Here is a 26,266-nt window from a genome sequence, read left to right as displayed (position 1 = left end):
CCTTCCTTCTATTTTAATAGTGCGTTTAATTTTTGATTCGCAATACGTAATTGCTCGATTAATGTATTGTCTAAATTAAATGATAATAATTCATCGATTTGATCTTGAATTGCATCCTCAATTTGCGCAAATTTCTCTTCAGTTTCTTTATTCATCGAAGCAACATACTGAATCAATGCCTGTCTAAATTCACTAATTTGATTTTGTAATAACTCCAACGTATTTGAACTGATTTGTTCTTGTAACTCTCGTTGAGTATTTGGGTTCAAAATTCGACGTTTCGTTAATTGTTTAGGTAAAGCATTAATCATGTCATTTAAATCAACACGCAAGAATGCCTTTTCAGTAAAATTAGGCATAATTGAAAAATCTGAATTAATAAATACATGCAATTGATTTAATTTTTGGATTGTCGGTGCGACTTGTTCGCTAAGTTGACGGTTATAATATTTCTTGATTCGTTCAACTAATAAACTTTGTTCTAAATATAGTCGTTGATGTATTTGATCTAAAAATGCTTTAGAAGAAATTTTCTTTTCATCATTAAAATCACTATTTTGAGTCATCTGACTATTAAATATACTTTTAACATCATCCAATAATTGTAATTTTAATCTGCCATTTAAATGATAAATCTGATCTTCAACTTCATTATTAGTATGTTGTTCTGTAGTAAATAGCAATTGATTTGGTAACCTTTGTTCATTTTGATATTTCTTCAATTGATGCTGACGTTGTTCAATATGAGATTGGTTAGTTTTATAATCATGAATCATCTCTTCGAAAGAAATATTGATTTGCTCAAGTTGTTTAACTATTTGTTGCTCTAAAATTATATTTGAATCAACTTCTACAAATTGGTCAATGCTATGACGCAGCTGATTAATACCTTCATCGTTCCCTCTCAATGCTTTTCTACTTGAAACACCAAAGATATCTGACTTCAAGTTTACTTGAGTTAAAGCATCTTTAACGTAATGTTTTACCGCAGCTAAATCATCACTGTTTTCAGCAAGGTCTACAGCGTTGATAACCATTTTGAATGCTTGATTTTCATTAAGTTGATTCATCTCTTTCATATGTTCGATGAAGTTTTTATCATTATCTGTAAATGAATGATTAAAATAACTCACATATAAAATTAAATCGGATGAAGTTAAAATTTGTTCAGTTTCGTTTGTATGACGTTGATTGTTTGAATGTAAGCCTAGTGAATCAACGATTATTTTTCCTTTCAACCATTCTAATGGTAAATTGATGTGCACGGTTTTAACAAAAGTAGCAAACTCATCTTCAGCACTCCATTTTTTTATTTCCTCTTGAGAAATCGTATGTTTCACACCTTCATCCAACATATCTTTATATATAGAAAAATGTTTGTGAACTGCACTTACAAAAGCAAGTTGGTTCTTTTCTAATTTGTTTTTTAATTGTGGTACATCAGATTGGACAAATGCTTCGAGTGATTCGAAAGAAACATTATGGTATTCAATGAGTTGATTAAGTTCATTTAATAGTTGTTCTTCAGTTTTAAGTGTGATTTGACTATCCTCACCGTAAGATAATTCAGTCGTAGCTGCAGTTGTAGGATTTGGTGAACTTACTAAGTATTGCCCACCTAATAAGGCATTAATTAAACTACTTTTTCCTGCACTGAATGTACCAAATACACCAATTTTGACAAGTTTATTTTCTAATCGTTCTAATGTATCTTTAATATCATTTTTTGTTCTATCAAATAATGGTACAGGTTCAATAATGTTTAATGCTTCTTGAATGTTAACCTTTTTAGTATTACGCTCATTTAAATTTTCATCAGACGCGTTCTCATCTTTTTCTAAAACTTGATCATTGTTTTCTAAAATATAGTTTGCTTCAGTTCTTCCTATTAATTTATCTAAAGAGTCATCCATATGGATATAATAATGTTGATAATTTTTAGTTGTTAGAGATTCTTTTAAATTTTGTAATTCAATATAATGCTCATATATCTGTAGATCATCATTAGTTTCTTCAGTTAAACCTTGCGCTTGTGTATGATCAATTGCTTGATTAAATAACGGATTGGATTGTTTTTCTACAAAATTAGTAATAGTTTTAAGCACTTCATCACTAAAAGTAAGTACATAAGTATTACTTATACTCGTTTGAGATTGATATAAATTGGAAATTAAACTTGAATCTATTTCGTAATGTTGATTTAATACATCATGATTAACTTCAGAGTTATTAATAAAACGTGTTAAAAATGACATGTCCTCTCGTAAGGGTTGTCGAATTTGTTGATTAACTTTGTCTTGAAGTTTAGAAACAACATTCTGTAAGCGTGCTTCTTGTTCCTCTTTTTTTTTCTTCTTTTTGTTTATAAAGCCGCCAACTTTAAAATCATCACTCATACTTTCAAGATAATGTCTAATATCTTCACGCATGTCATGTGTCATAATGTATGCATTATCTAATATATCTTTTCGCTTTTGTTTTAAAAAACTTAATAATTGATCAGGATTATTTAAGAGTCGAGCTTCTTCACTAACGGCTTGATTTTGTTGAAATTTAGCATAGGCTTGTTCAAATTCATCTTCATTTATATTAAGCTGTTCTAGAATATCTTGTAGTTCATTTTGAATATATCCTAATTGAGCCTCTGTAATAAACTTAACTGTACGATTTACATAATCCTCAATAGGTTCTCTATAATTATCATTCTGTATTAAATATTGAGAAAGACGTGAAAGTTCATTTTCGGGATGATCGAATTTTGTTACATAGAAAATATCTGTAAGTTTAATATCCCAATCTTCTATTGATTTATTGACTCTTTGTTTGAAAGTTTCAAAAGTAATTTCATCTTCATTATGTTTATCGATTTGATTAATGATAAAAATGACTGGTATACCTACATCATTCATTCTTTTAATAAATTGAAAATTTAATGCAGATTGTACATGATTGTAATCTACTGTATAGAACAAAATGTTGCTTGTATACATGAATTGTTCAGTTGTAGACTGATGTGTAGTTACGTTTGAATCTACCCCAGGTGTATCTTGAAGCGTAAAACCATTTTTGAATTTTGAAGAAGGAAAATTAATTTCAACAGACTCTACATCTACATTTAAACGATTCATTTTTTTGACTTCGTCATATGTTTTTAATTTTGTATATTGTTGATTTTCTAAATTAGCTATAATTTCTTGTTTGTCTGCAACTGATACGATTGCAGTATTACTTGTGGTAGGTACTGGTGAACTTGGAAGAATATCTTGTTCTAATAATAAGTTAATTAATGTAGATTTCCCCGCTGAAAAGTGACCAACAAAAGAAGCGGTATATTGATTTAAGTATACCTTTTTTATTACTTGATTAATAGTATGTATTAAAGTTGAATTTTTTGATTTTTCAACTTCTTTTTTTAATTTATATAAAATATCTAATTGTTCATTATTAGCCATGCTAAGTCCCCTTTGTTTCAAACATTCAAATAAAAAAGTAACAGCCTGAGACATACTTAATGTAACAGGCTATTCTTAATCGGGTAGGCAGATTTAAAATTAAATATACTGTTTAAGTTTATTCAACAAAAATTATACTTACTAAAGTAAAAACTTTAATTTTTATTTCTGACTCGCTACCTATTTATTAAATTTTATCACAACAATAGTTTGAAACAAATATAAAGAATAGTTAATTGAACCAAGCTGGTTTATCTCCAACAGTGTTTGGTTTATTAACACCTATGTTTTCTTTAGAATATAATTCTGGGTTTTTCGCTATACGTACAGCTAAACTTGCAATACTGCGTCTTGAAACTTCTGTTCCTCTAAATTGAGTATCCTTCGATGTAACTTCGTAATCTGTCTCATTTTTAAATGTAAGCCATGCTGGACGAATAATTGTATAATCTAATGTTGATGCTTCAATAATATCTGCAGCTTTACGATATTTTGTCAATTTCTCTCCAAATTGAGATTTATTAAATTCATTAAATTTAGCTGGTAATTCATCGTAAATACCAGGGGCAGCTACAAAGATTAATCGTTTAACATCTTTTTTAGACATAGCATCTACAATAGCTTGTGCTTCGATATCTAATGAACCAGATAGACTAGCAAATACAACATCAACTTTATCAAGTGCTTGCTCTAAATCTTTTGAGTTTTTTGCATCGCCTTCATAAACTGTTACTCGATTTGATGCGTAATCAGGAATTCGATGCGCATTTCTTAAAAATAAATCTACATTAAAATTAGAATCCTCTAAAAATATTTTAGTAGCCTCGATAGAGACCTTACCATTTGCGCCTATTATTAATACTGTTTGCATATTATTTCTCTCCTAACTAAGATGTATATAAATTTATGTATTTGTATCTATATTTAACACTCTTACTATCACTTTACATCAGTAATAATAAGAGTGCTAATGAATTGATTAAATTAATTAAATATTATTAGCTACATTAAGAAAAATTTACAAATTTAATAAAAATTATATAGTAGTTGGCTTTTTACCCCAATATTGATAATAAGTACATTCAATATAGCCGTTAAATAATTTTCTTCTTTTAGTAGCTTTTCGATTAACTAAAAATTCAAATTCCTTGTTACTAGTCAAGATGTAAGTTGATAAATGTGAATGTTGATTCATTAATTTACCAATATAACGATACATTTCTTCGACTTCTTCCCTATCTCCAATTCGTTCACCATATGGAGGGTTTCCAACTAAAGCTACTGATTCATCGGTATCAATTGTTAATGTATTCACATCTTTAACACTAAATTGGATTATATCTGCCAAGCCGACTTCTTTAGCATTACGTTTAGCAATTTCAACCATTTCAGGATCTATATCTGATGCAAATACTTGAATGTCTTTATCGTAATTAGCTTGTTGATCAGCATCATCTCGCATATCATCATAAATATTGGGAGGCATAATATTCCATTCTTCAGAAACAAAATCTCGATTGAAGCCTGGTGCAATATTTTGAGCGATTAAACATGCTTCTATGGCAATAGTACCTGAACCACAGAAAGGATCTATAAAAGGCGTATCTCCCTTCCAATTGGCAAGTCGTACCAGACTCGCTGCCAACGTTTCTTTAATAGGAGCTTCCCCCTGAGCAATACGATATCCACGACGGTTCAAACCTGAACCTGAGGTATCGATAGTCAATAATACATTATCTTTTAAAATAGCTACCTCAACAGGGTATTTAGCACCACATTCATTTAACCAGCCTTTTTCATCATAAGCTTTTTTTAAACGTTCAACAATCGCTTTTTTAGTAATAGCTTGACAGACAGGTACACTATATAATGTTGATTTAACACTTCTACCTTGAACTGGGAATTGCCCTTCTTTATCAATAATGTTTTCCCAAGGTAGCGATTTTGTTTTTTCAAAAAGTTCATCAAATGTTGTAGCGTTGAAACGGCCTACAACAATTTTAATACGATCAGCTGTGCGTAACCATAAATTGCATTGCACAATAGCTTTAGCATCACCTTCAAAAAAGATACGTCCATTTTCAACCTGTGTTTCATAACCGAGTTCTTGGATTTCTTTGGCTACAACAGCTTCTAATCCCATTGGACAAACTGCTAATAATTGGAACATTACGTTTTCTCCTTTTTTATAGATATATTTATATGTTAACAAAATTTATTATGTATGAGTAAAAAAATAAAAAGCTCTCCAATCAATGGGAGAGCTAAACTAGTTCATGATATTTCTGTAAGCCATGTTCTGTACCGTTGTACTCATAACGTACACTAGTTGTACTGGTACGTCGGTGGTAACCATCTGTCTACAAATCTTTATATTCCGAATAAAGATGTCTCGTTTATACGTTGAATTCCGCTAAACAAGTGCTCCTACCAAATTTGGATTGCTCACTCGAGGGGTTTACCGCGTTCCACCCTTCATATTTCTATGAAAGCTACGTCACTGTGGCACTTTCAAACTAATTTAACCATATCATAAGACTTAGGTTATTTCGTTGCCGTCAAATTAATGCCTTGATTTATTGTTTCATCAAGCACGAACACTACAATCATCTCAGACTGTGTGAGCATGGACTTTCCTCTATATTTCTATAGCGATTACCCAAAATATCACTTTTGCGATTATATCATAATTTTTTATACTATAACAGATATTTTTAAAGAATATCTGTTGTTAATTGAATACTTATTATTAGACAAAAAATATCCAATTGATAACATTCATTAATTAAGCTAAGTTAGATTACTTTCCAAAAACAGCTTTTTCTAAATTTGAAATTCTTTTTAAAATATCAACATTATTGTTTGATGAACTTGAGTTGTTTGAAGAAAACGATTTATTGTCAGAAGGTCTTGTTGTTGCCACTCTTAGTCTTAATTCTTCAACTTCTTTTTTTAATTTGTTATTTTCTTCAGACAATTTTACAACTTCATTATTCATATCAGCCATTTTTTGATAATCTGTAATGATATCATCTAAAAAAGCATCTACTTCCTCACGACGATAACCACGGGCCATAGTTTTTTCGAAATCTTTTTCATAGATATCTTTTGCTGAAAGCTTTAAAGAAACATCTGCCATTTTTTCCACCTCATTCGAAACTTTGAACTTGCTCCCACTGCATATCATTTATAAAATCAGTGAGTTCATCAAATGCCACAATATCACAAGTATAGTTTGTTTTATTTATAAAATCAACTAACATCCTTTTAAAGAATTTTGGGCTTCCTTCTTGCTCTTCATCATATATAAGTATAGTCATATTTGTATGATCTAACATAAACTGATCTGTTTGTTTAAATTGATATGGTCCTTCATATTCGGTATGATGTACACTTTCCATAAAATCAGCTTCTTGAGCAATTTTATTATACTTCATTTGATTCTGTTCATTCCACTTAGAAGTATGCCCATAAAAAGGCGTTATAATTCCTAATTTTAAATCGGGATACTCAACTCGCAAATCAATAACTACTTCAGCCGTCCATAATTCAATACCAAGTTGTCCTTGAATAAGTACCCACTCAAGCCCCTCATCAATATATTGTAATAATTTATGTCTGATAAAAGCTTTTAAATAATATACTTCAGGTGCGTCATCTTTGAAAATATTTAGTTCAAAAGATTTATACCCTGTTACATACACAGTTTTCAAATGCTCAACATCACCCTTCAATAGTTTGATAAATATAATTTAAATCGTAGTTAACAGCTTTTAACTTCTCATTAAAAAGCTTTTTGCTTGTTCTATAAAAGTGACAATCTACTGATAATTCTTTATATGACTTAATTAGTAAATCAAACTTATTAGCATTCATATAACTCAATTGAATAATCTGGGGTTTTAATTTAATGAGATTTTCTAACTTAGTGTCTATCGCTTGCGAATAAGGGTAAACTACTTCATAAAAATCAAAGTTCGTCTCGGAATTTTTAACAATATTATAGCGATCTTCTATTGTATGTAATTCATTGATTAAATCATTTATCAACATAGTATCCATGAAGACGCCCCCCTTATATTCAATTTAATTTATCATAATTTAAACTAACCGTCATTTAAATTGCTAGCTATATAAACAGGATAAATACATTGAAATATTGTTTTACTAGTTAATTAACGTTAAAATAAAGTAGATTAATAATGAAATTCATAGATAAGATTAAATACTTATTTGTCTATTTTTATTATTATCTATCATAGTTTGAACATATAATCATTTTACATAAATGATTATTAATAGTATTAGTTAGTGTAAGTATTACATAACCACTATTATATGAATTCAAACTTGTGTGGTGAATTAAATGAATTACCCTAATGGAAAACCTTTTAAGGGAAATACGACTATGGTCGGAAGAAACGGTAAATCGAATTTTAGTAATATAGAATATGGTGGCCGTGGTATGACTCTTGAAAAGGATATTGAACTTTCAAATGATTATTATTTAAAACATGGTAAAGCGGTTATCCATAAAAAACCAACACCTGTTCAAATCGTTAATGTTCATTATCCCAAGCGAAGTAAAGCAGTTATAAATGAGGCTTACTTTCGTACACCTTCAACTACAGATTATAATGGCGTTTATAATGGTCATTATATTGATTTTGAAGCAAAGGAAACTAAAAATAAAACATCTTTTCCTTTGAATAATATTCATGATCATCAAGTAGAACATATGAAAAATGCATTTCTTCAAAAAGGAATTGTATTTTTAATTATAAGATTCAAATTACTTGATGAAGTATATTTATTGCCATTTTCCAAATTCCAAAAATATTGGGATAGATATAAAAATGAAATAAAAAAATCAATAACAGTTGAAGAAATAAGAAAAAATAGTTACTATATTCCTTATCAGTATCAACCAAGATTAAATTACCTCAATGCAGTTGATAAGTTGATATTAGATGAAAGTGAGGACCGCGTATGACGGAAAATAAAGGATCTTCTCAACCTAAAAATGGTAAAAATGGGAAGTCCAAAGCAAAAAAGAATAAGAATGTGAAAAGAACGATTATCAAGATTATTGGCTTTTTATTAATTGCCTTTATCGTTTTAGTTCTATTAGGCATTTTATTATTTGCGTATTATGCATGGAAAGCTCCTGCATTTACCGAATCTAAATTACAAGATCCTAAACCGGCAGAAATTTACGACAAAAATGGTGATTTAGTAAAAAAATTAGATAACGGCGCAAGAAGAGAACATGTTGAGTTAAAAGATGTTCCTAAAAATATGAGAAATGCTGTGTTAGCAACTGAAGATAACCGATTCTATGACCACGGTGCAATTGACTATAAACGTTTATTTGGTGCCATTGGTAAAAACTTGACTGGTGGATTTGGTTCACAAGGTGCATCTACTTTAACACAACAAGTAGTTAAACGAGCATTCTTAAGTGAAGAGAAATCTATCGGACGTAAAGCACAAGAAGCTTACCTATCCTACCGTCTAGAACAAGAGTACAGTAAAGATGAAATCTTCCAAATGTACTTAAATAAAATTTATTATTCAGATGGTGTTTATGGCGTTAAAGCTGCAGCTAAATATTACTTCAATAAAGATTTGAAAGATTTAAATCTTGCGGAAGAAGCATATTTAGCAGGTTTACCACAGGTGCCTAACCTTTATAATATTTACGACAACCCTAAACAAGCGGAAAATCGTAAAAACACTGTACTCTATTTAATGCATTATCACAACAGAATTTCTGATAAAGAGTATAATGCCGCTAAGAAAATTAATTTAAAAGCTAATTTAGTAGATCGTACAGCTAAGGAACGTCAAATTGGCACTGATAACTCTGATTCAGAATACGATTCATATGTGAACTTTGTTAAATCTGAATTGATGAACAATAAAGAATTCAAGAATAAAAACTTGAGTGATGTTCTTCAAAGTGGAATTAAGATTTATACAAATATGGACAAAGATGTTCAAAAAACATTACAAGATCGTATAGACAACGGTAATTACTATAAAAATGAAGACCAACGTGTTGGTTCTACAATTCTTGATAGTAAGACTGGTGGCTTAGTTGCAATTTCTGGAGGTCGTAACTTCAAGGACGTTGTTGACAATAACGCTGCAACTGATGCGCATTTAACTGGTTCATCATTGAAACCGTTCTTAGCTTATGGTCCAGCTATTGAAAACATGCAATGGGCTACGAATCATGCAATTCAAGACGAATCAAGCTATTCAATTGATGGTGGTACATTCCGTAACTATGATGGAAATGGACATGGTACTGTAACTGCGTATGATGCGTTAAGACAAAGTTTCAACATTCCAGCGCTTAAAACTTGGCAACAAGTTAATTCACAAGCTGGGGATAATGCAGCTAAGAAATTCGCATCAAAAGTTGGATTAGATTATCAAAGTGACATTGGCCCTTCTGATGTACTTGGTGGTGGCGCTTCTGAGTTCTCACCTACTCAATTAGCATCTGCTTTCGCAGCAATTGCTAACGGCGGTACTTACAATAACGCACATTCTATCCAAAAAGTTGTAACAGCTGATGATGACACAATTGAGTTTGACCATACAAGTCATAAAGCTATGAAAGACTACACTTCTTATATGTTAGCTGAAATGCTTACAGGTACATTCAAAGCCTATGGTTCAGCCTATGGGCATGGCGTATCAGGCGTTACTATGGGTGCTAAAACTGGTACAAGTACTTATGGTACTGAAATTAACCAACAATATAACCTACCTGATAACGCTGCAAAAGACGTTTGGATAAATGGTTTCACACCTAAATACACAATGTCTATCTGGATGGGCTTTAGTGAAATTAAAGAAGGTGGCGTTAACTCATTCTTAGGTCACTCAGAACAAGAATATCCACAATATTTATATGAGGATGTTATGTCTGATATTACTTCAAGTGATGATGGTGACTTCAAGAAACCAGATTCAGTTAATGGCTCAAGCGCTGATAATTTATCAGTAAGTGGTCACCTAGATAACAACACGACTAATCGTGAAGTAAATGGTAGCAGTGGCTCAAGTTCATCAAATAGCTCAAATAACTCAAGTAATTCTAATAGTAGTAACACTAATAATAGTGGCAATACTAATTCAGGAACTACAAACAATAATTCAACAACACAAGGTACTAATACTGTCGGAAGTACACTTTCAAACATCTTTAATTTAAATAATATTTTCGATTTTAAAAAGTCCTCATAGTGTTTTTGAAATGTTAAATAATTAAAAGAAGGCAATTTCTATTACATCAAATAGAAATTGCCTTTCTTTATAATCATTGATACAAACTTAAATATTTGAGTATAAATATAAGCCAGTAGATGAATTAAATAACTCATTTTACTGGCTAATTACTGTTATAGTATTAACTTTGTCGCTTTCTTCTAATTTGGTATGACGCATTCATTTTAATTAACTCATTTTTTAAAGTCTTCATTTGACTATAACCCATAAAGTGATATTTTCTAGCTAACATATATCGATAGCGTTCTTCAAAGTTCATTGGAACTACTGGGTATTGATCTAATAATTTGAAATCAATAGTTTTAATTTCATTAATTTCTTTAAAAAATTGAATTATTAAATCAAAGTACTTATCGATTACTGGCTTAGCGTTTGATGAATTTAATGCTCTTTGTTTAGTGTATTCATCAAGTAACTCTTCAATTTCATCAAATTCTTGTTTATTAATCATTTAATCAAGCTTCCTTTAATTGTCCTTTCATACGTTTTTGCCCTTCTCTACAATCATTTAGTAAGGGACATATGTCACACTTAGGCTTTCTAGCTAAACAATGGTAGCGACCAAAGAAGATAAGTTGATGATGACTTCTACTCCATCTTTCCTTTGGAATAATACTACATAATCTATCTTCTACTTGTGTCACATTATCTTTCCATCTATTAATTCCTAGTCGCTTAGAAACACGTTCAACATGCGTATCAACTGCTAATGATGGCTCATCGAAAGCTACACTCATAACAACATTTGCTGTTTTACGACCGACTCCAGCTAAACTTTCTAATTCTTTATGAGTACTAGGAATTTGACCATTGAATTGTTCGAGTAGTGACTGACAAAGCTTTTGTATATTTTTCGCTTTGTTACGATATAAGCCAATCGAACGTATATCATTTTGCAGTTCTTCGATATCCACATTCAAGTAGTCTTGAGGCGTTTTATATTTTTGAAAAAGCGTACGTGTAACTTTATTTACTAAATTATCGGTACATTGAGCTGATAAAAGGACTGCAATTGTTAATTCGAAAGTATTATCATGTTTGAGCTCGCATTCAGCATTTGGAAACATATCAGCTATGACATCTATCATTTCTAGTGCTTTCTTTTTACTTATCATCTAACTTCTCCCCATTTAACCAATCAAATTTTGGTATATGATTAACCGTATGTGTCATAGATGGCTTGTTAAATTGTTCTCTTATTTTCTTAGATTCTTCAGTAGTTGTGACATTATTCTTTTTCCAATTTAACAATATACGATCTACGTACTTGAAACTAAGTTTGTCATGACTATATGCTTCATCTAACGCTGCTCTAATTAAAGTAAAGTCATGCTTGTCTGTGTCAATCCATTGATTAAGTGTTTCAATTTCATATGGTGAAATAGGTCTAGCAAACAAGGATTCTATATATTGGAAAAGGTCTTTAAAATTTTGTTGAGCTTGATTTGTTAGTTGTTTTGAATGATCTTGAGATAAAATATTGCTTAATTTTTCATAGAAACCATCTAAATTCATATATTCCGTAAATTTACCTTCTTCGTCCTTTTTTACATGAAGTTGTAATAAATCCCTTTGAATTAAATGCTGAATGATGCTAGTTATTTCACGTGGTTCCATATCTGAGCCTAATTTCAACTCATCGATGGATGGTTGTTTATTTGTTGTTTCAGAGGCATAAATCAATTTAATTAAAATAATTAAATCTTTTTCTGTCAGTCCTAATTCACTATAATGGTCAAATAATTCTCTTCTAACGACGACAGGACGTGTTTTGAGTTGAATTTTATTCAAATTGATATTCCCCCTCTTTAAAGTTGAAAAAGCGTCCAGTCAACATGCTGACTGGACGAGTAAATTAATATGGTATGTGGGATTAGAACTTATGGATATAAACGATTTAATAATCGTGGGAATGGAGCAGTTTCTCTTACGTGTTCCACACCAGAAATCCAAGCAACAGTTCTCTCTAACCCTAATCCAAATCCGCTATGTGGCACACTACCATAACGACGTAAGTCTAAATAATAGTTATAACTTTCAGCGTCTAATTGATGTTCATCTATACGTTGTTCTAATAATTCTAAATCATTAATACGTTCAGAACCACCAATGATTTCACCATAACCTTCTGGTGCAATTAAATCTGCACATAAAACTGTTTCTTCATTCTCTGGATTTGGTTGCATATAGAATGGTTTGATTTTAGTTGGATAATTTGTAATAAATACCGGTAAATCATAATGATTTGCAATAGCAGTTTCATGTGGTGCACCGAAGTCCTCGCCCCACTCAATATCATCGAAACCTTCTTCTTTTAAGAACTTAATTGCATCATCATAAGAAATTCTTGGGAAAGGTGCTGAAACCTTTTCAAGTTTACTCGTATCTCTATCTAGTGCTTTAAGTTCTAATTGACAATTTTTAAGTACAGATTTAACGACATGTGATACATACTGTTCTTGGACTTCTAAACTTTCCACATGATTTGTAAATGCCATTTCTGGTTCAATCATCCAGAATTCAATCAAATGGCGTCGAGTTTTAGATTTTTCAGCTCTAAAAGTTGGTCCAAATGAGAATACACGACCATGAGCCATTGCAGCTGCTTCCATATATAATTGACCACTTTGAGAAAGGAAAGCATCTTCATCAAAGTACTTAGTATGGAACAATTCACTTGTTCCTTCTGGAGCACTTGCTGTTAAGATTGGAGGATCAATTTTAGTGAATCCATTTTCATTAAAGAATTCGTATGTCGCTCTAATAATTTCATTTCTGATTTTCATAACAGCATGTTGTTTTTTTGAACGCAACCATAAATGTCTATGATCCATTAAAAATTCAGTACCGTGATTTTTAGGTGTAATTGGATAATCATGTGCTTCGTGAATAACTTCAATTGATTTCACTTGCATTTCGTAGCCTAAATCTGAACGGTTATCTTCTGTGATAACACCAGTCACATAAAGTGATGATTCTTGTGTAATTTCTTTAGCTAGTTGGAATGTTTCTTCAGAAACCTCTGATTTAACCACTACACCTTGCATAAAGCCACTACCATCACGTAATTGTAAAAAGGCAATCTTGCCACTTGAACGTTTATTTGTTAACCAAGCACCAATAGTCACTTCTTGGTTAAGATGTTGTTTAGCTTGTTTAATCGTTGTTTTCATAACCAATCTCCTAATTGTCATTCTTTGTAATCAATACTTATTTATTTTAACAAAATAAATTGTGAAGTTCTAGCATGTGAACACACTATCTCAATGTATAACAGTTTGAATCATTTATTAGCATCAATATTATGTTGGATTTTGTTAACAAGTTTGCTAAATTGTTTAATATCGCCCTTTTTTTGCTTATAATTTTCTAAAGTTTGAGCAAAAAAGTTTTTATAGTTACTGCTTACAAGACGATCATCAAAAGAGACAATCAACCCTTGATCATCTTCATTGCGAATTAAACGACCTAAACCTTGTCTAAAACGAGTAACTGCGTCGGGTAAAACATAGTCCTTAAAGGTAGAATCAAATTCAGAATCCATAAGCCAATGTTTCGTATTGTATTTATTCATAAATGGAAGTTTAGCTATCATAACACATTTAATACCTTTAGCTTGATAATCAAAACCTTCGAAAAACGTTGATGTGCCAAGTAAAATTGTCTTATCAAAATTATTAAATTGTTGAACAATTTTATAGTTTTGATTTTGTTGTTGTGTAAGTACTACATAGTCTTCAAAAGTGGGTAATTCATTTAATAACTCTTGTACCATGTGCATCATACGGTAGCTTGTAAATAACACTAAACATTTCGAATCAGTGATTGTTACATACTCTTGAATATAATCCACTATAGATGCTATGTAATCATCGATATTTTTGAAGTTATAAGAACTAACATCACTAGGAATAAACACGTTCGTATTCGTGCGATTAGATAATGTCGATGGAACTTGATACGTGTTAAAATGCACATCTTCTTTAAACCAATTTTTAAAGGCATCAAACTTATGATTAAACGTCAATGTTCCAGAAATAAATGTTAATGAATTAAATTTATCTAAAACGCGAGTCGTTAAAATATCACGAACTGCATAATCTTTAACAATCAATTTAATAGTTGACTTTTGAGTTAGATTCCTAATGGATAAGTACGCAGTATGTTTATCTTTTAAACTCTGCTCTATATTTCGATAAGTATCATTAATATATAAAAGTTGTTTGCGTAAAGTCTTAATTGTTTTGTGCGTCATACCATTAAAAATTTCTAATGTCTTATTTATCTTATCAACAATCAAATGCAAATCTTTAAGTATCTGAGTTGAATCAAATTCAAATACATAATGGTGTCGATGTATATCGTCATCATAAACGTCAGAGTTTTGAATGATTTCGAATATATGATTAAATAGACGTTCATTTAAATCATGTATTTCTGATATATTCATTTTCAAACCGAATACATCTATCGGTGCGATATCTAAACGTTCTAAAATTCGTTGTTGTTCTAGTTTATCAATCGCTTTTAATAATTTTTCATTTTCATTTTTTCCTATTAAACCAAGTTGATATTTTAAATCTGAATAATCGAGTTCATTAGTGACTTGGTTTAATGCATAGTCAGGTAAACGATGTGCCTCATCAATTATACAATCATCGAAAAGTTGATAAATTGAATTCTCTTGGTCTGAGTGTATGAGATGTGCATGATTAGTGATTCCGATTTGAATATGATGTGCATTTCGTTTGATGTAATTGTAATAATGTATATCATGTCTAACTGGTACATAAGTTTCAATCTTTTGGTCAAAATACATTTTCTGGCCACCTTTAAGATTTAAATCTTGAATATCTCCAGTTTTCGTTTCGATAATCCAGGTCAATAATTGCATTTTTAAAATATTAACTTCATAGTTGGTAGTTTCATCTTTCAAAATCTGACTAATTAAGCCAAGTGAAATGTATTCAGATTTACTTTTTATGAGTGTGGCATTAATTTTAAAGTTTAGTGCTTGATTGATACTCGGAATATCTTTTAGCAAAAGTTGATTTTGCAACAGTTTAGTATTAGTCGAAATCATGACATGACGTCCAGTTTCAATGTTATACATCAAAGCCGCCAAAAGATATGCCAATGACTTTCCACTACCTAAAGGTGCTTCAATCATCGCTTTATCATTGTGCATGAGTTGCTCTAAGATGATTTCAGATAAATATAGTTGTTGTGGACGATATGTTAGATTAAGTGATTTAACTACTTCACTATACAATTCTTTAAGTGATCCATTAAATGTTGTTTTAGGTGCTTTTAAATCAATTTGCTTTTTATAAATTATTTGTTCGAATTGACCGTATTGATTATCTAAAGGTGAATTTTCATGTTGACGTACCATTTCAAACAAGACATTAAATAAGTCATATTTTAAATTTTTACTTAAATAATAGAGTTGTTTTAATGTATCTATTGGTAGTTGTTCGAACTTTTGAAAGGCTTTAATCATTAGTAATGCAGTAGTAGTAGCGTCTTCATCAGCCCTATGTGCGTTGTCTAAGGGTATGTCGTGTGCCTCTGCTAATTCACTAAGTTGATAACTCTTATCAGTAGGATAAGCAATTTTAAATACTTCTAACGTATCCAGAACCTTTTTAGGTTCAAAATCTATATTACAGTTTTGAAAGGCTTTTTTTATAAAATTTAAGTCAAAATCAACATTATGAGCAACGAACACACAATCTTTCAATTGTTTGTAAATTTCTTGTGCAATTTCATGAAAATAAGGGGCTTGCTCTAACATGGTATCTTCAATAGAAGTCAACGCTTGGATGAATGGAGGAATTTCCAAATCAGTACGAATCATAGAATGATAAGTCCCAGATATTTTATTGTTACTTACAAAAGTAATACCAATTTGTATAATTTTATCATAATCAAGTTGATTGCCAGTTGTCTCTAAATCCACAACTGCATAACTTGTGTGTCCCATAACTAACTCTCCTTATCTCATGTCATTCGCATTATATATCTATATCCGCACTAATAAGGCGTCTAACTTCATTATTTTCGTCTCTAACTATTAAGAAACCATCGTCATCAATATCGATTGCTTCACCTATAAATTGTTTGTCGTTTTCAGTGAAACGCAATTGGCGTTGCCATATATTTGAGGCTTCAATATACTCATTTCGAATTTCTGTAAAAGGCTTTGTTAAAAATTGTGAATATCGTTTTTCGATTGATGAAATGAGCTTTTCTAAAAATGAGTATCGATTAATTTTATTATTACTATGTAAACGAATGCTTGTTGCTCTCTGTTTAATATCATCAGAGAAATCACTGTCACTGTGGTTTAAATTAATACCTATACCACAAATAATAGCGTCAATTGAATCGTAATTTGCTATCATTTCAGTTAAAAAACCACATACTTTTTTATCAGCAATATAGATATCGTTCGGCCATTTAATTTCTACTTTATCATTCGTGAAAGATTGTATTGCATCCCTAATTCCTAAAGCAATAAACAAGTTAAATTTTGGGATCATTGAAAAAGGTACATTTGGACGCAATACTAGAGACATCCATAAGCCTTTTCCTTTTGAAGAAGCCCAATTACGATTAAATCGACCTCTTCCTTTTGTTTGTTCGTCACTTAATATAATCATAGACTTATTATTATCTACCAATTCTTGCTTAGCAATAATCTGAGTTGATTCAACACTTTCAAATACTTTTATCTCCGAAGCTAGTTGTGAATTTTTTAAAATATAAGATACGATACCATTATACCAACTATCTGGGAGTTCATTTAATTGGTGGCCTTTATGATTGATAGATTCGATTTTGCAACCATCTTTTTTTAATTGATCAATGACTTTTTTAACAGCTGCTCTAGAAATATTTAGCTGATCAGCAATATATTGTCCCGAAATATATTCAGATTGATGTATATATAACATACGTATAACATCTTGACTATATTTTGACATTCTCTTTCACCCACTTCAATAATTCATCTTTTAAATTTGGAACTTTATTTGTTAACACATCATTTTCTATTTGTCTAAGAACTTCTTTCAGCCAAGGGCCACTTTTTTTAGACGTAATTCTAAGTATATCTCCACCATTAATGTTTAGATCTCTACGACTTCTAATAGGTAAATGTTGATCAATTTCTTTTATTGATTGAAGATTAAATATTAACGGAGAGGCTACTTTAATGTTATTGTCTTCAAGTATTGAATTAATAGCAATGATATCTAAAATATTATTCATACCATAGTTATAAACGAATAATTTTAATTGATCTTTAGATGAAACATGAGGCATCTCTAGCATTATTTTATGATATTGATTGATTTTAGTTTTCTCATTGTTGCTTATATTTAAGTCAGAAAGTGAAGTATTTGTTTGTTCAACAGTCATTAATATTGCTAACCATAATTCAAAGCTTATTGGTGAATTAACTTTAGTTTGCTTCATATCAAGACTTCTAAAGAAAGGTACATAATTAAAGAAATTCAAACCTATTAGGTTTAGGTAGCTTTGGCTTACATTTTGACCTTTAATTAATTTTTTTAATTCCACGACAATGCGTTCTATAGATAAATGTTCTACATCTGCGATTTGATGTTTCATCGCATCAAAAGTATCACCTTCTATAGTAAAATTCAATTGGGATTGAAAGCGTAAGCCTCTTAAAATGCGTAATGCATCCTCTTTAAACCGTTCTTTAGCATCACCAACAGTTTTAATAATATGTTGATTTAATGCTGCATTACCGTCAAAATAGTCATAAATATTAAAATTTTTATCCATGGCAATTGCATTAATTGTAAAGTCACGACGTTGTAAATCTTCTTTTAAATCACGCACGAAATAGACTTCACTAGGCCTACGATGATCAACATACTCTGCTTCAGCTCTGAAGGTTGTTACTTCATAATTTGTTCCTTGATACACGACATTTATAGTGCCATGCTCTCTCCCGATTGGGATAGTCTTGTCAAATATTGTTTCTATTTCATCTGGTGTAGCACTAGTAGTAATATCGATGTCGTGAATGGGTCTGTTCATTAAGTAATCTCTCACCGATCCACCAACGAAATATGCTTCAAATCCATGTTGTTCTATTTTTTCTAAAATGGGTTTTGCTTGATTAAATAGTTCTGTTCCCATACTAATCCTCTTTTTGATTTAACATTTTTCTATAGTAGTGTTCATATTGATCAGTTATTAATTCTGAACCAAATCGTACATCAATATCCTTTAACATAGCAGTTTGCATTTTATTATATAATTCTTTATTTGAAAGCAGTTGTAACGCATATTCACTTGCACTAGTGCTATCTCCTATATCCACAATGAAACCAGTCTTATCATGTTTAATAACCTCTTTAATCCCACCAGCATTAGAACCTATCGGCACTACTCCTGTTTTCATTGCCTCAAGCAAAGTTAATCCAAAGCTTTCTTTTTCACTTAATAGAAGTACTAAATCAGACATTTGGTAAAATTCACTTACTTGGTCTTGCTTGCCTAAGAATAGTACATCACTATCGATGCCTAAGTGACGCGCTAACTTTCTCATGTCTAATAATTCAGGACCGTCTCCTAACAAGATTAATTTACTTGGTATGTTTTTATGAACTTTAGCAAATGTCTCTAATATAGTATCTATGCGTTTCACTTTTCTAAAATTAGATACATGTATAAGTACCTTTTCATCAGGTTTAATACCATATACTTCTTTAAGCGTTTCATCATGACGCGTTGGAAATTCATTTTCACGCACAAAATTATAAATAGGAACAATTTCTTTCTCGGTTTCAATGATTGATTTAGTTTGATGTGCTAAAGAGTGACTCACACTTGTAACAATATCACTTTGCTCAATCCCAAATTTAATGGCGCCTTTGAGTGAATGGTCGTAACCTAGCACTGTGATATCAGTACCGTGTAACGTGGTCATTATTTTAATATCTTTTCCAGACATTTGACGTGCTAAAATTCCACAAACTGCATGAGGTACTGCATAGTGCATGTGTAATACATCTAAATCGTATTCCTTTATAACTTCTGAAATTTTAGTACTCAAAGTAATATCATATGGAGGATATTGAAAGACTGCATATTGATTTACTTCAACTTGATGAAAAGTAATATTAGGTAAAGGCTTACGTATTCTAAAAGGAATATTGGAAGTTATAAAATGTACTTCATGGCCTCTTTCTGCCATTTTTATTCCTAGCTCAGTAGCAATAATACCAGAACCGCCCATAGATGGATAACATGTGATACCTATTTTCATGAAAATCTATCCTCCTCTTGTTTATATTTATTTGCGTTCAAAACGATTTTTATCTCTAGTGTTGAACTTTTCCATTGTTTCATTAAAACTTTCAGTCATATCAATATCTAATGAATTAGCTATACAAAGTAAAACAAATAAATTGTCTCCTAATTCAGCTTTAATTGTATTATCTTCTTCAGTTTCTTTCTTTTTCTTTTCACCATGATAGTGGTTTATCTCTCTAGCAAGTTCTCCAACTTCTTCTGTTAAACGTGCTAAATTTGCCAGTGGAGAAAAATAACCAGCTTTGAATTGTCCAATGTACGCATCCACTTCATTTTGCATTTCTTTCATAGATTTCATTACGATCACTTTCTCCTTTATTATTGACTCTTATTAAGTATATATCATATTAAAAAATCATGCATTTTATGAATATGAAAAGAACAGACTATATTTTAAATCATACTGCTATATTTAAAAAATAAAAAAGGAGCAGAACAGAATTCATCTTGAATTCATTGTTCTACTCTCTTATAAGGATATCTAAAGTTAAAAAATTTGGTATTTGTATATTCAAAGTTTTAAATAACTACTAAAAATTTATAGTAGTTTTTACATCATTGTTTTTTATACCTATAACCCTAATTTCATTAATTATCACTTGCTTTAGCGATTAGAATAATTCTAACTAGTTCTGCAACAGCTGTCGCAGTAGCAGCAACATAAGTCATTGCAGCGGCTGAAAGAACCTTTTTAGCATGTTTATATTCTTTTTCATTTACAATGTTTAATGCAGTTATTTGTTTCATTGCTCTTGAACTTGCGTCAAATTCAACAGGTAAAGTTACGATTGAGAATAAGACTGCAAGTGACATTAACCCAGCACCAATCCATAAAGCTGTTGAGCCAAATGCACTACCCATAGCTGTTAAGATAATACCTAACATGATAATCATGTAACTTAATGAACTACCTAAATTAGCTAGTGGTACTAATGCACTTCTAAATCTTAAAAATGCATACCCTTGTTGATGTTGAATCGCATGTCCAACTTCGTGTGCAGCAATAGCTGTACCAGCTACTGAAGGTCTATCGAAGTTTGCAGGAGATAAACAAACAACTTTCTTTTTAGGATCATAGTGGTCTGTTAAGAAACCTTCACCCTTTACTACGTCAACATCATAAATACCATTTGCATGAAGTATTTCTTCTGCTACCTCGCGACCAGTTTTACCACTTGTTGATCTTACTTGTGCATATTTTTCATAGTTAGATTTTACTTTGTGTTGTGCCCACATAGGAATGAGCATAATAATGACAATATATATTATATAAGACATTATAGACAATAATTCCACTCTCCTTTAATCATATTCTACTGACTATCTAGTATTTAATCAAATAATTTAACCGATAAGATTTTTTTTAAATTATAATATAAACTTAGTGCAAAAACACTTAGCCAGAAAGCAATATAGCCTACCATCTCTTTGTGCTGTTCAATAAAATCATAGTACGGGTACTTATTTAAAACATAATCCATATAGTCATTGTTAAGTACCCAGATCATTGCCACTAATAGCCCACTAATCCTAATTTTTAAACGAGGATAGAAATAAATAGCTTGAATCGCCATAATACCATGACTCATAATCAAAAAAACATTCATTATGGTTAAGTTATGATCTAGATTAATCATGAGAATATTCATTATTATTGCCCAAAGTCCATATTTAACTAAAGTTACGAATGCAAGCGCCTCTACAAATGGGATATGCTTATTAAAAATGAGACAAATAATAACAATACACAAAAAAAGTGAAGCGATTGGGCTATCTGGTATAAATGGCAAGAAATACCAAGGTGTTTTAACTAATTGATCACCATACCAAATAAATCCATATAAGGTACCGAGTATGTTGAAAATAAGTAAAAAGATTAAGCAAGAGTGGCGATATAAGGTTAACTCCCACATCTGTTTTAATGTAAGCATGTGATTAAATTCCTTTGTGACTTTATCGGTTTTCAAGGACTTCTAAAATCTGTGTTAATTGGTAAAATTGTTCTCGATCATTAAGTTGTAAGCTTAAATCTATATTATGTCGTAAGTGTTCTACTAGCGAATGCACTTTTGTAGAATCTAAAGGTAAACTATAAATTGTGTTTAGATAAGCCATGTACTGAGGAGAGTACATTAATTGATGAATAATTAAATCATTGAATCTAAAATCTATCGAGTGTTGGTCTGAAAAATGAATAAGAATATCGAAGTCGTTATGATGAGTTGTTACGTATTCGAATATCTCATTTGTATTAATGAGTAAGTGATTATTTTTAACTAATCTAATTGCTGGTGCATCTGTATTTGTTAAAGCAAGTTCTAACGTTTTATGGTCAAATATTCTTTGGTTTACAAAATGTACATGTTCTAGTAACTCGGTATGAGATTTAATATAATTTAAAATCCACACGCTAATTCGTGATTTAAAATGATAATGAAACAAAGTATATTCAATATAACTTTGTTTCATTTGTGTAAGTGTTTGAGTCAAAAGAATCACCTACATTAATAATCAAGACGATTGGCTTCTTCTTGCCATGTCTCATTACTAGGGTCCATTTCTATTAATTGTTGTAATATTGTTTTCGCTTTTTCTTTATAACCGATTTCGATTAAATAATAGTAATAGTCATTTAAGAAAGCGCTTTGAGTTTTCATTGTAGGATAAGCTAGTTCAAAGAAATGTTGTGCTTCTTTATCACGTTCTTCTTGGCCAAATGCATGAGCTAAATGCCACATGAATACAGGGTCCAAATCATCTTCATCGACATATGATAGCAATGCGATGATTGCTTCATAATCTTCTTCATTTCGGAACAAATCACTCAAAATTAATAAAGGTTCATGATAAGCATTGTCCACTTCAAGTGCTTGTTTTAGTAATTCAACACCTTCATTTGCATCACCATGTTCAATTTCTAAACTTCCTGTTGAAACCATCAATTCTTTATAAAATTGATTTAAACGTAACCCCTCTTTGCCGGTCTCAATGGCATCAGGATAATTTTTTTCATTTTCATAAAGTGATTGTAAATAGAAGTATCCTTGAATAAAATCGGGATCTTTCGATAGAAGGTTCTTAGTAATTTTAATGGCTTCATGAGTGATATCATTTTTTTCATACGCGATTGCTTTTTTGAAGAAATCTTCAGAAGTCATTTCATCTTCATTAATTTCATCATATAGATTAATCGCATCACTATAGTTTCCACTTTGTAATGCACAATCTGCCATACGAGCAAATAAATTAATACCATTTACTTCGTATTCACCCGTATCTAATACGACTTCATATTCACGTGTAGCGCGCAAATATTGACCATCAAAATATAGCATCTCAGCTAATGCGAAATGGATGATTGGATCATTTGGCTCTAATTCCCTAGCTTCAATTAATTTATCAATGGCAACTTCTGTCATATTAATTTGCTGATATAAATCAGCCTCTAACATTAATTTTTCTGTTGATATTGCAACTTGACTTAAATATTCTAATGCTTCATCAGTTTGATTCTCTGACATTAGACCTTCAATAAAATATATAAGTAATTCACTTTCATCTGGATATTTATGATATAAAGTTCTAAATACCTCTAGACCTTGAGGTGTTAAACCAAAATTATATAGGGTTTCACCAAGAATAAATAATGCATCGTCATTATTAGAAGTTAAAGCATCATTTACACGAGAATCTAAATTATCTAATTTTTGAAGATTGATATCGTCTATTAATTTATAGATATCTTCCATACTGTTTTATCCCTCATTTTCTAAAAGCATTAATTTAGGAAGGAAACCTGGGAACGATACATTTACTGCATCAAACTGACGGATATTCAGTGGTTCATCACTTAATAATGATGCAATAGCTAACATCATCCCTATTCGGTGATCTGTTAAACTATCTACGGTTGCTGACTTTTTAAATTCTGAAGGATGAATAATAAGTCCGTCATCAGTGGGTTGCAATTCAAACCCTAATAAACCGAGCATGTCTGCAGTCGTATCAATTCGATTAGTTTCTTTCACTTTTAATTCTTCTGCATCTTTAATAATACTAGTACCACTTGCTTGTGTACACAATAGTGCAATAATTGGTAACTCGTCAATAGCTTTTGGAACTATATCACCTTCAATAAGAACAGGTTTTAAGTTTGGTGTGTATTTAACACGGATTGATGCAGTAGGTTCTGATGTATCTGTGATATTTAAACATTCAATATTTCCTTCCATTTGTTTAACGATATCTATAATACCTGAACGAGTTGGATTGATGCCAACATTATGAATTGTAATATCACTACCAGGAGTAATAAGTGCTGCCACTATAAAGAATGCTGCTGAAGAGATATCACCAGGCACATAAAAATCTTTAGCTTTTATATGTTCGATAGCATTTGGTTGAGTAGTAATTTCTTTACCAGAAATGCTAATCGGAATATTAAAATGTTCAAACATTGTTTCAGTATGATTTCGACTTACATCTAACTCAGTAATTTTAGAAATGTCATTAGAAAATAGACTTGCAAATAATAATGCACTTTTGACTTGTGCACTGGCTACTTCCATTTTATAGGTAATACCATTAATTGAAGCGGGTTTAATAATTAATGGTGTAAAATTATCGTCAATGCCAGTAATATTTGCCCCCATTAATCTGAGTGGCTTCATTATTCTATCCATAGGTCGTTTACCTATTGAAGCATCACCGGACAAAACGCAATTTAGATTGAGCCCACTTAGTAAACCAGCTAATAATCGGGTTGTAGTACCAGAATTTCCAGTATATAGTGTTTGATGTGGTGTTTTAAATTTATTATAACCAGGTGAATCAACTATAATCTTTTCATCAGCAAGCTGTAAGTTAACACCTAATAATTTAAATATTTCTATTGTGCGTAAACAATCTTCACCCAAAAGAGGCTTATATATAGTCGATTGACCAGTTGCTAAAGACGCCAACATAATCGCTCGATGGGTCATTGACTTGTCTCCGGGCACTTCAATTTCTCCAATTAATGGCCCTTTTATATCTATTATTTGCTCATTTGACATACTGTAATCCACCTACTTTAATACTAGTTGTAAATCGTTAAATGCTTTTATTAATATAGTTTTTTCAACGTGACATACTCGTGGTTTTCCAAGTTCTTCAAGTAATACCATTTGAATACCTTCACCATTATTTTTCTTATCAGTTAGCATATAGTGATACATATCATCAAAGTTTAATTGCTGAACAATTTGAACTGGATAATGAAGTTTCTTTAAATACTTAGCATAATATGAGATGTCGAATTGTGTATCAAGTAAAGTATTAGCAACTATAAATTGGTAAATGATTCCAATCATAACAGCATGACCATGTGGTATTTTAGTCTTGTACTCAACGGCATGACCGAATGTATGTCCTAAATTTAAATACTTTCGCATATTGTGCTCTTTTTCATCTTTAATGATGACGTTTAGTTTAGCTTTAATTCCTTTGAAAATAAACTGATCTATATCATTCAAAGATTCTAGTTTTTCTTTTGTGGAGAAGTGTTTTTCAATGTCATCTACTGCAACTTGACCTGTTAATAGTGCATGCTTATAAACTTCAGCATACCCACTTAGTATTTCGTCATAAGGCAATGTTGCTAAGAAATTTAAATCGTATATCACAGCTTTTGGTCTATAAAATGCGCCAATTAAATTTTTACCGTGAATGGAATTAATCCCTACTTTACCTCCCACGCTAGAGTCATGGGCAAGTATTGTTGTAGGTACTTGTATGAAATCAACACCTCTTAATAAAGATGAAGCAAGAAATCCAGTGAAATCTCCAGTAGCACCGCCTCCTATCGCAACTAAACAAGTATTACGTGTTAAATTGTATTCAAGAAGGTGTTCTAGCGTTTGTTGATAATGTTCAAACGTCTTCATCTTCTCACCAGCTGGAACTATTATCTTATATATATGTGTTGATTCAAGTAACGGTGTAAACTTAGTTTTAAAGTTAAAATCGACGTATTCATCAATGATAAGAAACACTTTATCATAGTCTTGTATATATTCAGATAACTCCTCGAAAGCATTATGTTCAACTATAATTGGATAATTATTATTTGGATAAGTTGTTTGTAATTGCATATGAAATACCTCGTTCCTTACCTA

General features: G+C 31.0%; 23 protein-coding genes and 1 other RNA gene. 2 read left to right on the top strand and 22 right to left on the bottom strand.

The features are described from left to right. Positions 1-8 precede the first annotated feature (8 nt). The 7 genes from HMPREF3265_RS06130 to HMPREF3265_RS06100 all read right to left on the bottom strand — a co-directional run bounded on the left by HMPREF3265_RS06130 (position 9) and on the right by HMPREF3265_RS06100 (position 7,514). Complete coding sequence (locus HMPREF3265_RS06130; RefSeq protein WP_070861160.1) at positions 9-3,452, bottom strand: dynamin family protein; 3,444 nt, start codon at positions 3,450-3,452, stop codon at positions 9-11. Positions 3,453-3,684: 232 nt separating this feature from the next. Further along, positions 3,685-4,323 (bottom strand): SDR family oxidoreductase, encoded by a 639-nt coding sequence (locus HMPREF3265_RS06125; RefSeq protein ID WP_070861159.1) that lies wholly within the window; start codon positions 4,321-4,323, stop codon positions 3,685-3,687. Positions 4,324-4,488: 165 nt separating this feature from the next. Further along, the gene (locus HMPREF3265_RS06120) at positions 4,489-5,622 is read right to left on the bottom strand and encodes a THUMP domain-containing class I SAM-dependent RNA methyltransferase (RefSeq protein ID WP_070861158.1); all 1,134 of its coding nucleotides are present in this window, start codon (positions 5,620-5,622) and stop codon (positions 4,489-4,491) included. A 113-nt stretch (positions 5,623-5,735) separates the two neighbouring features. Then, an RNA gene (gene rnpB, locus HMPREF3265_RS06115) (RNase P RNA component class B) lies at positions 5,736-6,119 on the bottom strand. Between the two features lie 133 nt (positions 6,120-6,252). Then, positions 6,253-6,591 (bottom strand): cell division regulator GpsB, encoded by a 339-nt coding sequence (gpsB, locus tag HMPREF3265_RS06110; RefSeq protein WP_037550412.1) that lies wholly within the window; start codon positions 6,589-6,591, stop codon positions 6,253-6,255. A gap of 10 nt (positions 6,592-6,601) precedes the next feature. Further along, positions 6,602-7,165: an SLOG family protein gene (locus HMPREF3265_RS06105; protein ID WP_070581683.1), complete on the bottom strand. Its 564-nt coding sequence runs from the start codon at positions 7,163-7,165 to the stop codon at positions 6,602-6,604. A 10-nt stretch (positions 7,166-7,175) separates the two neighbouring features. Beyond that, a complete protein-coding gene (locus HMPREF3265_RS06100) occupies positions 7,176-7,514 on the bottom strand; it encodes a DUF1798 family protein (RefSeq protein ID WP_070581681.1) in 339 nt (112 codons plus the stop codon). Positions 7,515-7,818: 304 nt separating this feature from the next. On the opposite strand from HMPREF3265_RS06100, the gene recU reads away from it, so the two are divergent. Both recU and HMPREF3265_RS06090 read left to right on the top strand, forming a co-directional pair. Then, positions 7,819-8,445, top strand: coding sequence for a Holliday junction resolvase RecU (gene recU / locus HMPREF3265_RS06095; RefSeq protein ID WP_070861157.1), 627 nt, complete (start codon positions 7,819-7,821; stop codon positions 8,443-8,445). Continuing rightward, positions 8,442-10,712, top strand: a complete 2,271-nt coding sequence (locus HMPREF3265_RS06090; protein ID WP_070861156.1) for a transglycosylase domain-containing protein — start codon at positions 8,442-8,444, stop codon at positions 10,710-10,712. Before recU ends, HMPREF3265_RS06090 begins: the two co-directional genes overlap by 4 nt. A gap of 163 nt (positions 10,713-10,875) precedes the next feature. Here HMPREF3265_RS06090 and HMPREF3265_RS06085 read toward each other — a convergent pair whose 3' ends face one another. From HMPREF3265_RS06085 to aroB, 15 genes are all read right to left on the bottom strand, one after another. Then, a complete protein-coding gene (locus tag HMPREF3265_RS06085) occupies positions 10,876-11,205 on the bottom strand; it encodes a YpoC family protein (protein ID WP_037550426.1) in 330 nt (109 codons plus the stop codon). A 4-nt stretch (positions 11,206-11,209) separates the two neighbouring features. Then, the gene (nth, locus tag HMPREF3265_RS06080) at positions 11,210-11,869 is read right to left on the bottom strand and encodes an endonuclease III (RefSeq protein ID WP_070861155.1); all 660 of its coding nucleotides are present in this window, start codon (positions 11,867-11,869) and stop codon (positions 11,210-11,212) included. Further along, positions 11,859-12,545, bottom strand: coding sequence for a DnaD domain-containing protein (locus HMPREF3265_RS06075; protein ID WP_070442984.1), 687 nt, complete (start codon positions 12,543-12,545; stop codon positions 11,859-11,861). Before HMPREF3265_RS06075 ends, nth begins: the two co-directional genes overlap by 11 nt. An 89-nt stretch (positions 12,546-12,634) precedes the next feature. Continuing rightward, complete coding sequence (asnS, locus tag HMPREF3265_RS06070) at positions 12,635-13,927, bottom strand: asparagine--tRNA ligase (RefSeq protein WP_070442981.1); 1,293 nt, start codon at positions 13,925-13,927, stop codon at positions 12,635-12,637. 110 nt (positions 13,928-14,037) lie between these two features. Next, a complete protein-coding gene (locus HMPREF3265_RS06065) occupies positions 14,038-16,740 on the bottom strand; it encodes a helicase C-terminal domain-containing protein (protein WP_070861154.1) in 2,703 nt (900 codons plus the stop codon). A gap of 31 nt (positions 16,741-16,771) precedes the next feature. Continuing rightward, positions 16,772-17,743 (bottom strand): biotin--[acetyl-CoA-carboxylase] ligase, encoded by a 972-nt coding sequence (locus HMPREF3265_RS06060; RefSeq protein ID WP_070861153.1) that lies wholly within the window; start codon positions 17,741-17,743, stop codon positions 16,772-16,774. Then, positions 17,730-18,932 (bottom strand): CCA tRNA nucleotidyltransferase, encoded by a 1,203-nt coding sequence (locus HMPREF3265_RS06055; RefSeq protein ID WP_070839646.1) that lies wholly within the window; start codon positions 18,930-18,932, stop codon positions 17,730-17,732. Before HMPREF3265_RS06055 ends, HMPREF3265_RS06060 begins: the two co-directional genes overlap by 14 nt. 1 nt (position 18,933) lies before the next feature. After that, a complete protein-coding gene (bshA, locus tag HMPREF3265_RS06050; RefSeq protein ID WP_070861152.1) occupies positions 18,934-20,064 on the bottom strand; it encodes an N-acetyl-alpha-D-glucosaminyl L-malate synthase BshA in 1,131 nt (376 codons plus the stop codon). Positions 20,065-20,091: 27 nt separating this feature from the next. Then, entirely contained in the window at positions 20,092-20,409 is a 318-nt protein-coding gene (locus HMPREF3265_RS06045) for a nucleotide pyrophosphohydrolase (protein ID WP_011275748.1), read from the bottom strand. 290 nt (positions 20,410-20,699) lie between these two features. Continuing rightward, positions 20,700-21,398 (bottom strand): zinc metallopeptidase, encoded by a 699-nt coding sequence (locus HMPREF3265_RS06040; protein WP_037550453.1) that lies wholly within the window; start codon positions 21,396-21,398, stop codon positions 20,700-20,702. Between the two features lie 44 nt (positions 21,399-21,442). Continuing rightward, a complete protein-coding gene (locus tag HMPREF3265_RS06035; protein ID WP_070861151.1) occupies positions 21,443-22,042 on the bottom strand; it encodes a DUF1405 domain-containing protein in 600 nt (199 codons plus the stop codon). 22 nt (positions 22,043-22,064) lie between these two features. Then, entirely contained in the window at positions 22,065-22,601 is a 537-nt protein-coding gene (locus tag HMPREF3265_RS06030) for a YpiB family protein (protein ID WP_070861150.1), read from the bottom strand. Positions 22,602-22,615: 14 nt separating this feature from the next. Beyond that, positions 22,616-23,860, bottom strand: coding sequence for a tetratricopeptide repeat protein (locus HMPREF3265_RS06025; protein WP_037550462.1), 1,245 nt, complete (start codon positions 23,858-23,860; stop codon positions 22,616-22,618). Positions 23,861-23,866: 6 nt separating this feature from the next. Continuing rightward, positions 23,867-25,165, bottom strand: a complete 1,299-nt coding sequence (gene aroA / locus HMPREF3265_RS06020) for a 3-phosphoshikimate 1-carboxyvinyltransferase (protein ID WP_070581662.1) — start codon at positions 25,163-25,165, stop codon at positions 23,867-23,869. Positions 25,166-25,177: 12 nt separating this feature from the next. Next, positions 25,178-26,242, bottom strand: coding sequence for a 3-dehydroquinate synthase (aroB, locus tag HMPREF3265_RS06015; RefSeq protein ID WP_070581661.1), 1,065 nt, complete (start codon positions 26,240-26,242; stop codon positions 25,178-25,180). Positions 26,243-26,266 lie beyond the last annotated feature (24 nt).

The organism is Staphylococcus sp. HMSC62B09, from assembly GCF_001839115.1.
Classification (GTDB): domain Bacteria; phylum Bacillota; class Bacilli; order Staphylococcales; family Staphylococcaceae; genus Staphylococcus; species Staphylococcus haemolyticus.
The sequence above is the reverse complement of the archived record's forward strand: the minus strand, read 5'-3'. Positions and strand labels throughout refer to the sequence as shown.

Excerpts from the sequence above, each read along its gene's own strand:
- HMPREF3265_RS06130 (WP_070861160.1), bottom strand. The coding sequence starts at position 3,452 with ATGGCTAATAATGAACAATTAGATATTTTATATAAATTAAAAAAAGAA.
- HMPREF3265_RS06125 (WP_070861159.1), bottom strand. The coding sequence starts at position 4,323 with ATGCAAACAGTATTAATAATAGGCGCAAATGGTAAGGTCTCTATCGAG.
- HMPREF3265_RS06120 (WP_070861158.1), bottom strand. The coding sequence starts at position 5,622 with ATGTTCCAATTATTAGCAGTTTGTCCAATGGGATTAGAAGCTGTTGTA.
- gpsB (WP_037550412.1), bottom strand. The coding sequence starts at position 6,591 with ATGGCAGATGTTTCTTTAAAGCTTTCAGCAAAAGATATCTATGAAAAA.
- HMPREF3265_RS06100 (WP_070581681.1), bottom strand. The coding sequence starts at position 7,514 with ATGGATACTATGTTGATAAATGATTTAATCAATGAATTACATACAATA.
- recU (WP_070861157.1), top strand. The coding sequence starts at position 7,819 with ATGAATTACCCTAATGGAAAACCTTTTAAGGGAAATACGACTATGGTC.
- HMPREF3265_RS06090 (WP_070861156.1), top strand. The coding sequence starts at position 8,442 with ATGACGGAAAATAAAGGATCTTCTCAACCTAAAAATGGTAAAAATGGG.
- HMPREF3265_RS06085 (WP_037550426.1), bottom strand. The coding sequence starts at position 11,205 with ATGATTAATAAACAAGAATTTGATGAAATTGAAGAGTTACTTGATGAA.
- nth (WP_070861155.1), bottom strand. The coding sequence starts at position 11,869 with ATGATAAGTAAAAAGAAAGCACTAGAAATGATAGATGTCATAGCTGAT.
- asnS (WP_070442981.1), bottom strand. The coding sequence starts at position 13,927 with ATGAAAACAACGATTAAACAAGCTAAACAACATCTTAACCAAGAAGTG.
- HMPREF3265_RS06065 (WP_070861154.1), bottom strand. The coding sequence starts at position 16,740 with ATGGGACACACAAGTTATGCAGTTGTGGATTTAGAGACAACTGGCAAT.
- HMPREF3265_RS06060 (WP_070861153.1), bottom strand. The coding sequence starts at position 17,743 with ATGTCAAAATATAGTCAAGATGTTATACGTATGTTATATATACATCAA.
- HMPREF3265_RS06055 (WP_070839646.1), bottom strand. The coding sequence starts at position 18,932 with ATGGGAACAGAACTATTTAATCAAGCAAAACCCATTTTAGAAAAAATA.
- bshA (WP_070861152.1), bottom strand. The coding sequence starts at position 20,064 with ATGAAAATAGGTATCACATGTTATCCATCTATGGGCGGTTCTGGTATT.
- HMPREF3265_RS06045 (WP_011275748.1), bottom strand. The coding sequence starts at position 20,409 with ATGAAATCTATGAAAGAAATGCAAAATGAAGTGGATGCGTACATTGGA.
- HMPREF3265_RS06035 (WP_070861151.1), bottom strand. The coding sequence starts at position 22,042 with ATGCTTACATTAAAACAGATGTGGGAGTTAACCTTATATCGCCACTCT.
- HMPREF3265_RS06025 (WP_037550462.1), bottom strand. The coding sequence starts at position 23,860 with ATGGAAGATATCTATAAATTAATAGACGATATCAATCTTCAAAAATTA.
- aroA (WP_070581662.1), bottom strand. The coding sequence starts at position 25,165 with ATGTCAAATGAGCAAATAATAGATATAAAAGGGCCATTAATTGGAGAA.
- aroB (WP_070581661.1), bottom strand. The coding sequence starts at position 26,242 with ATGCAATTACAAACAACTTATCCAAATAATAATTATCCAATTATAGTT.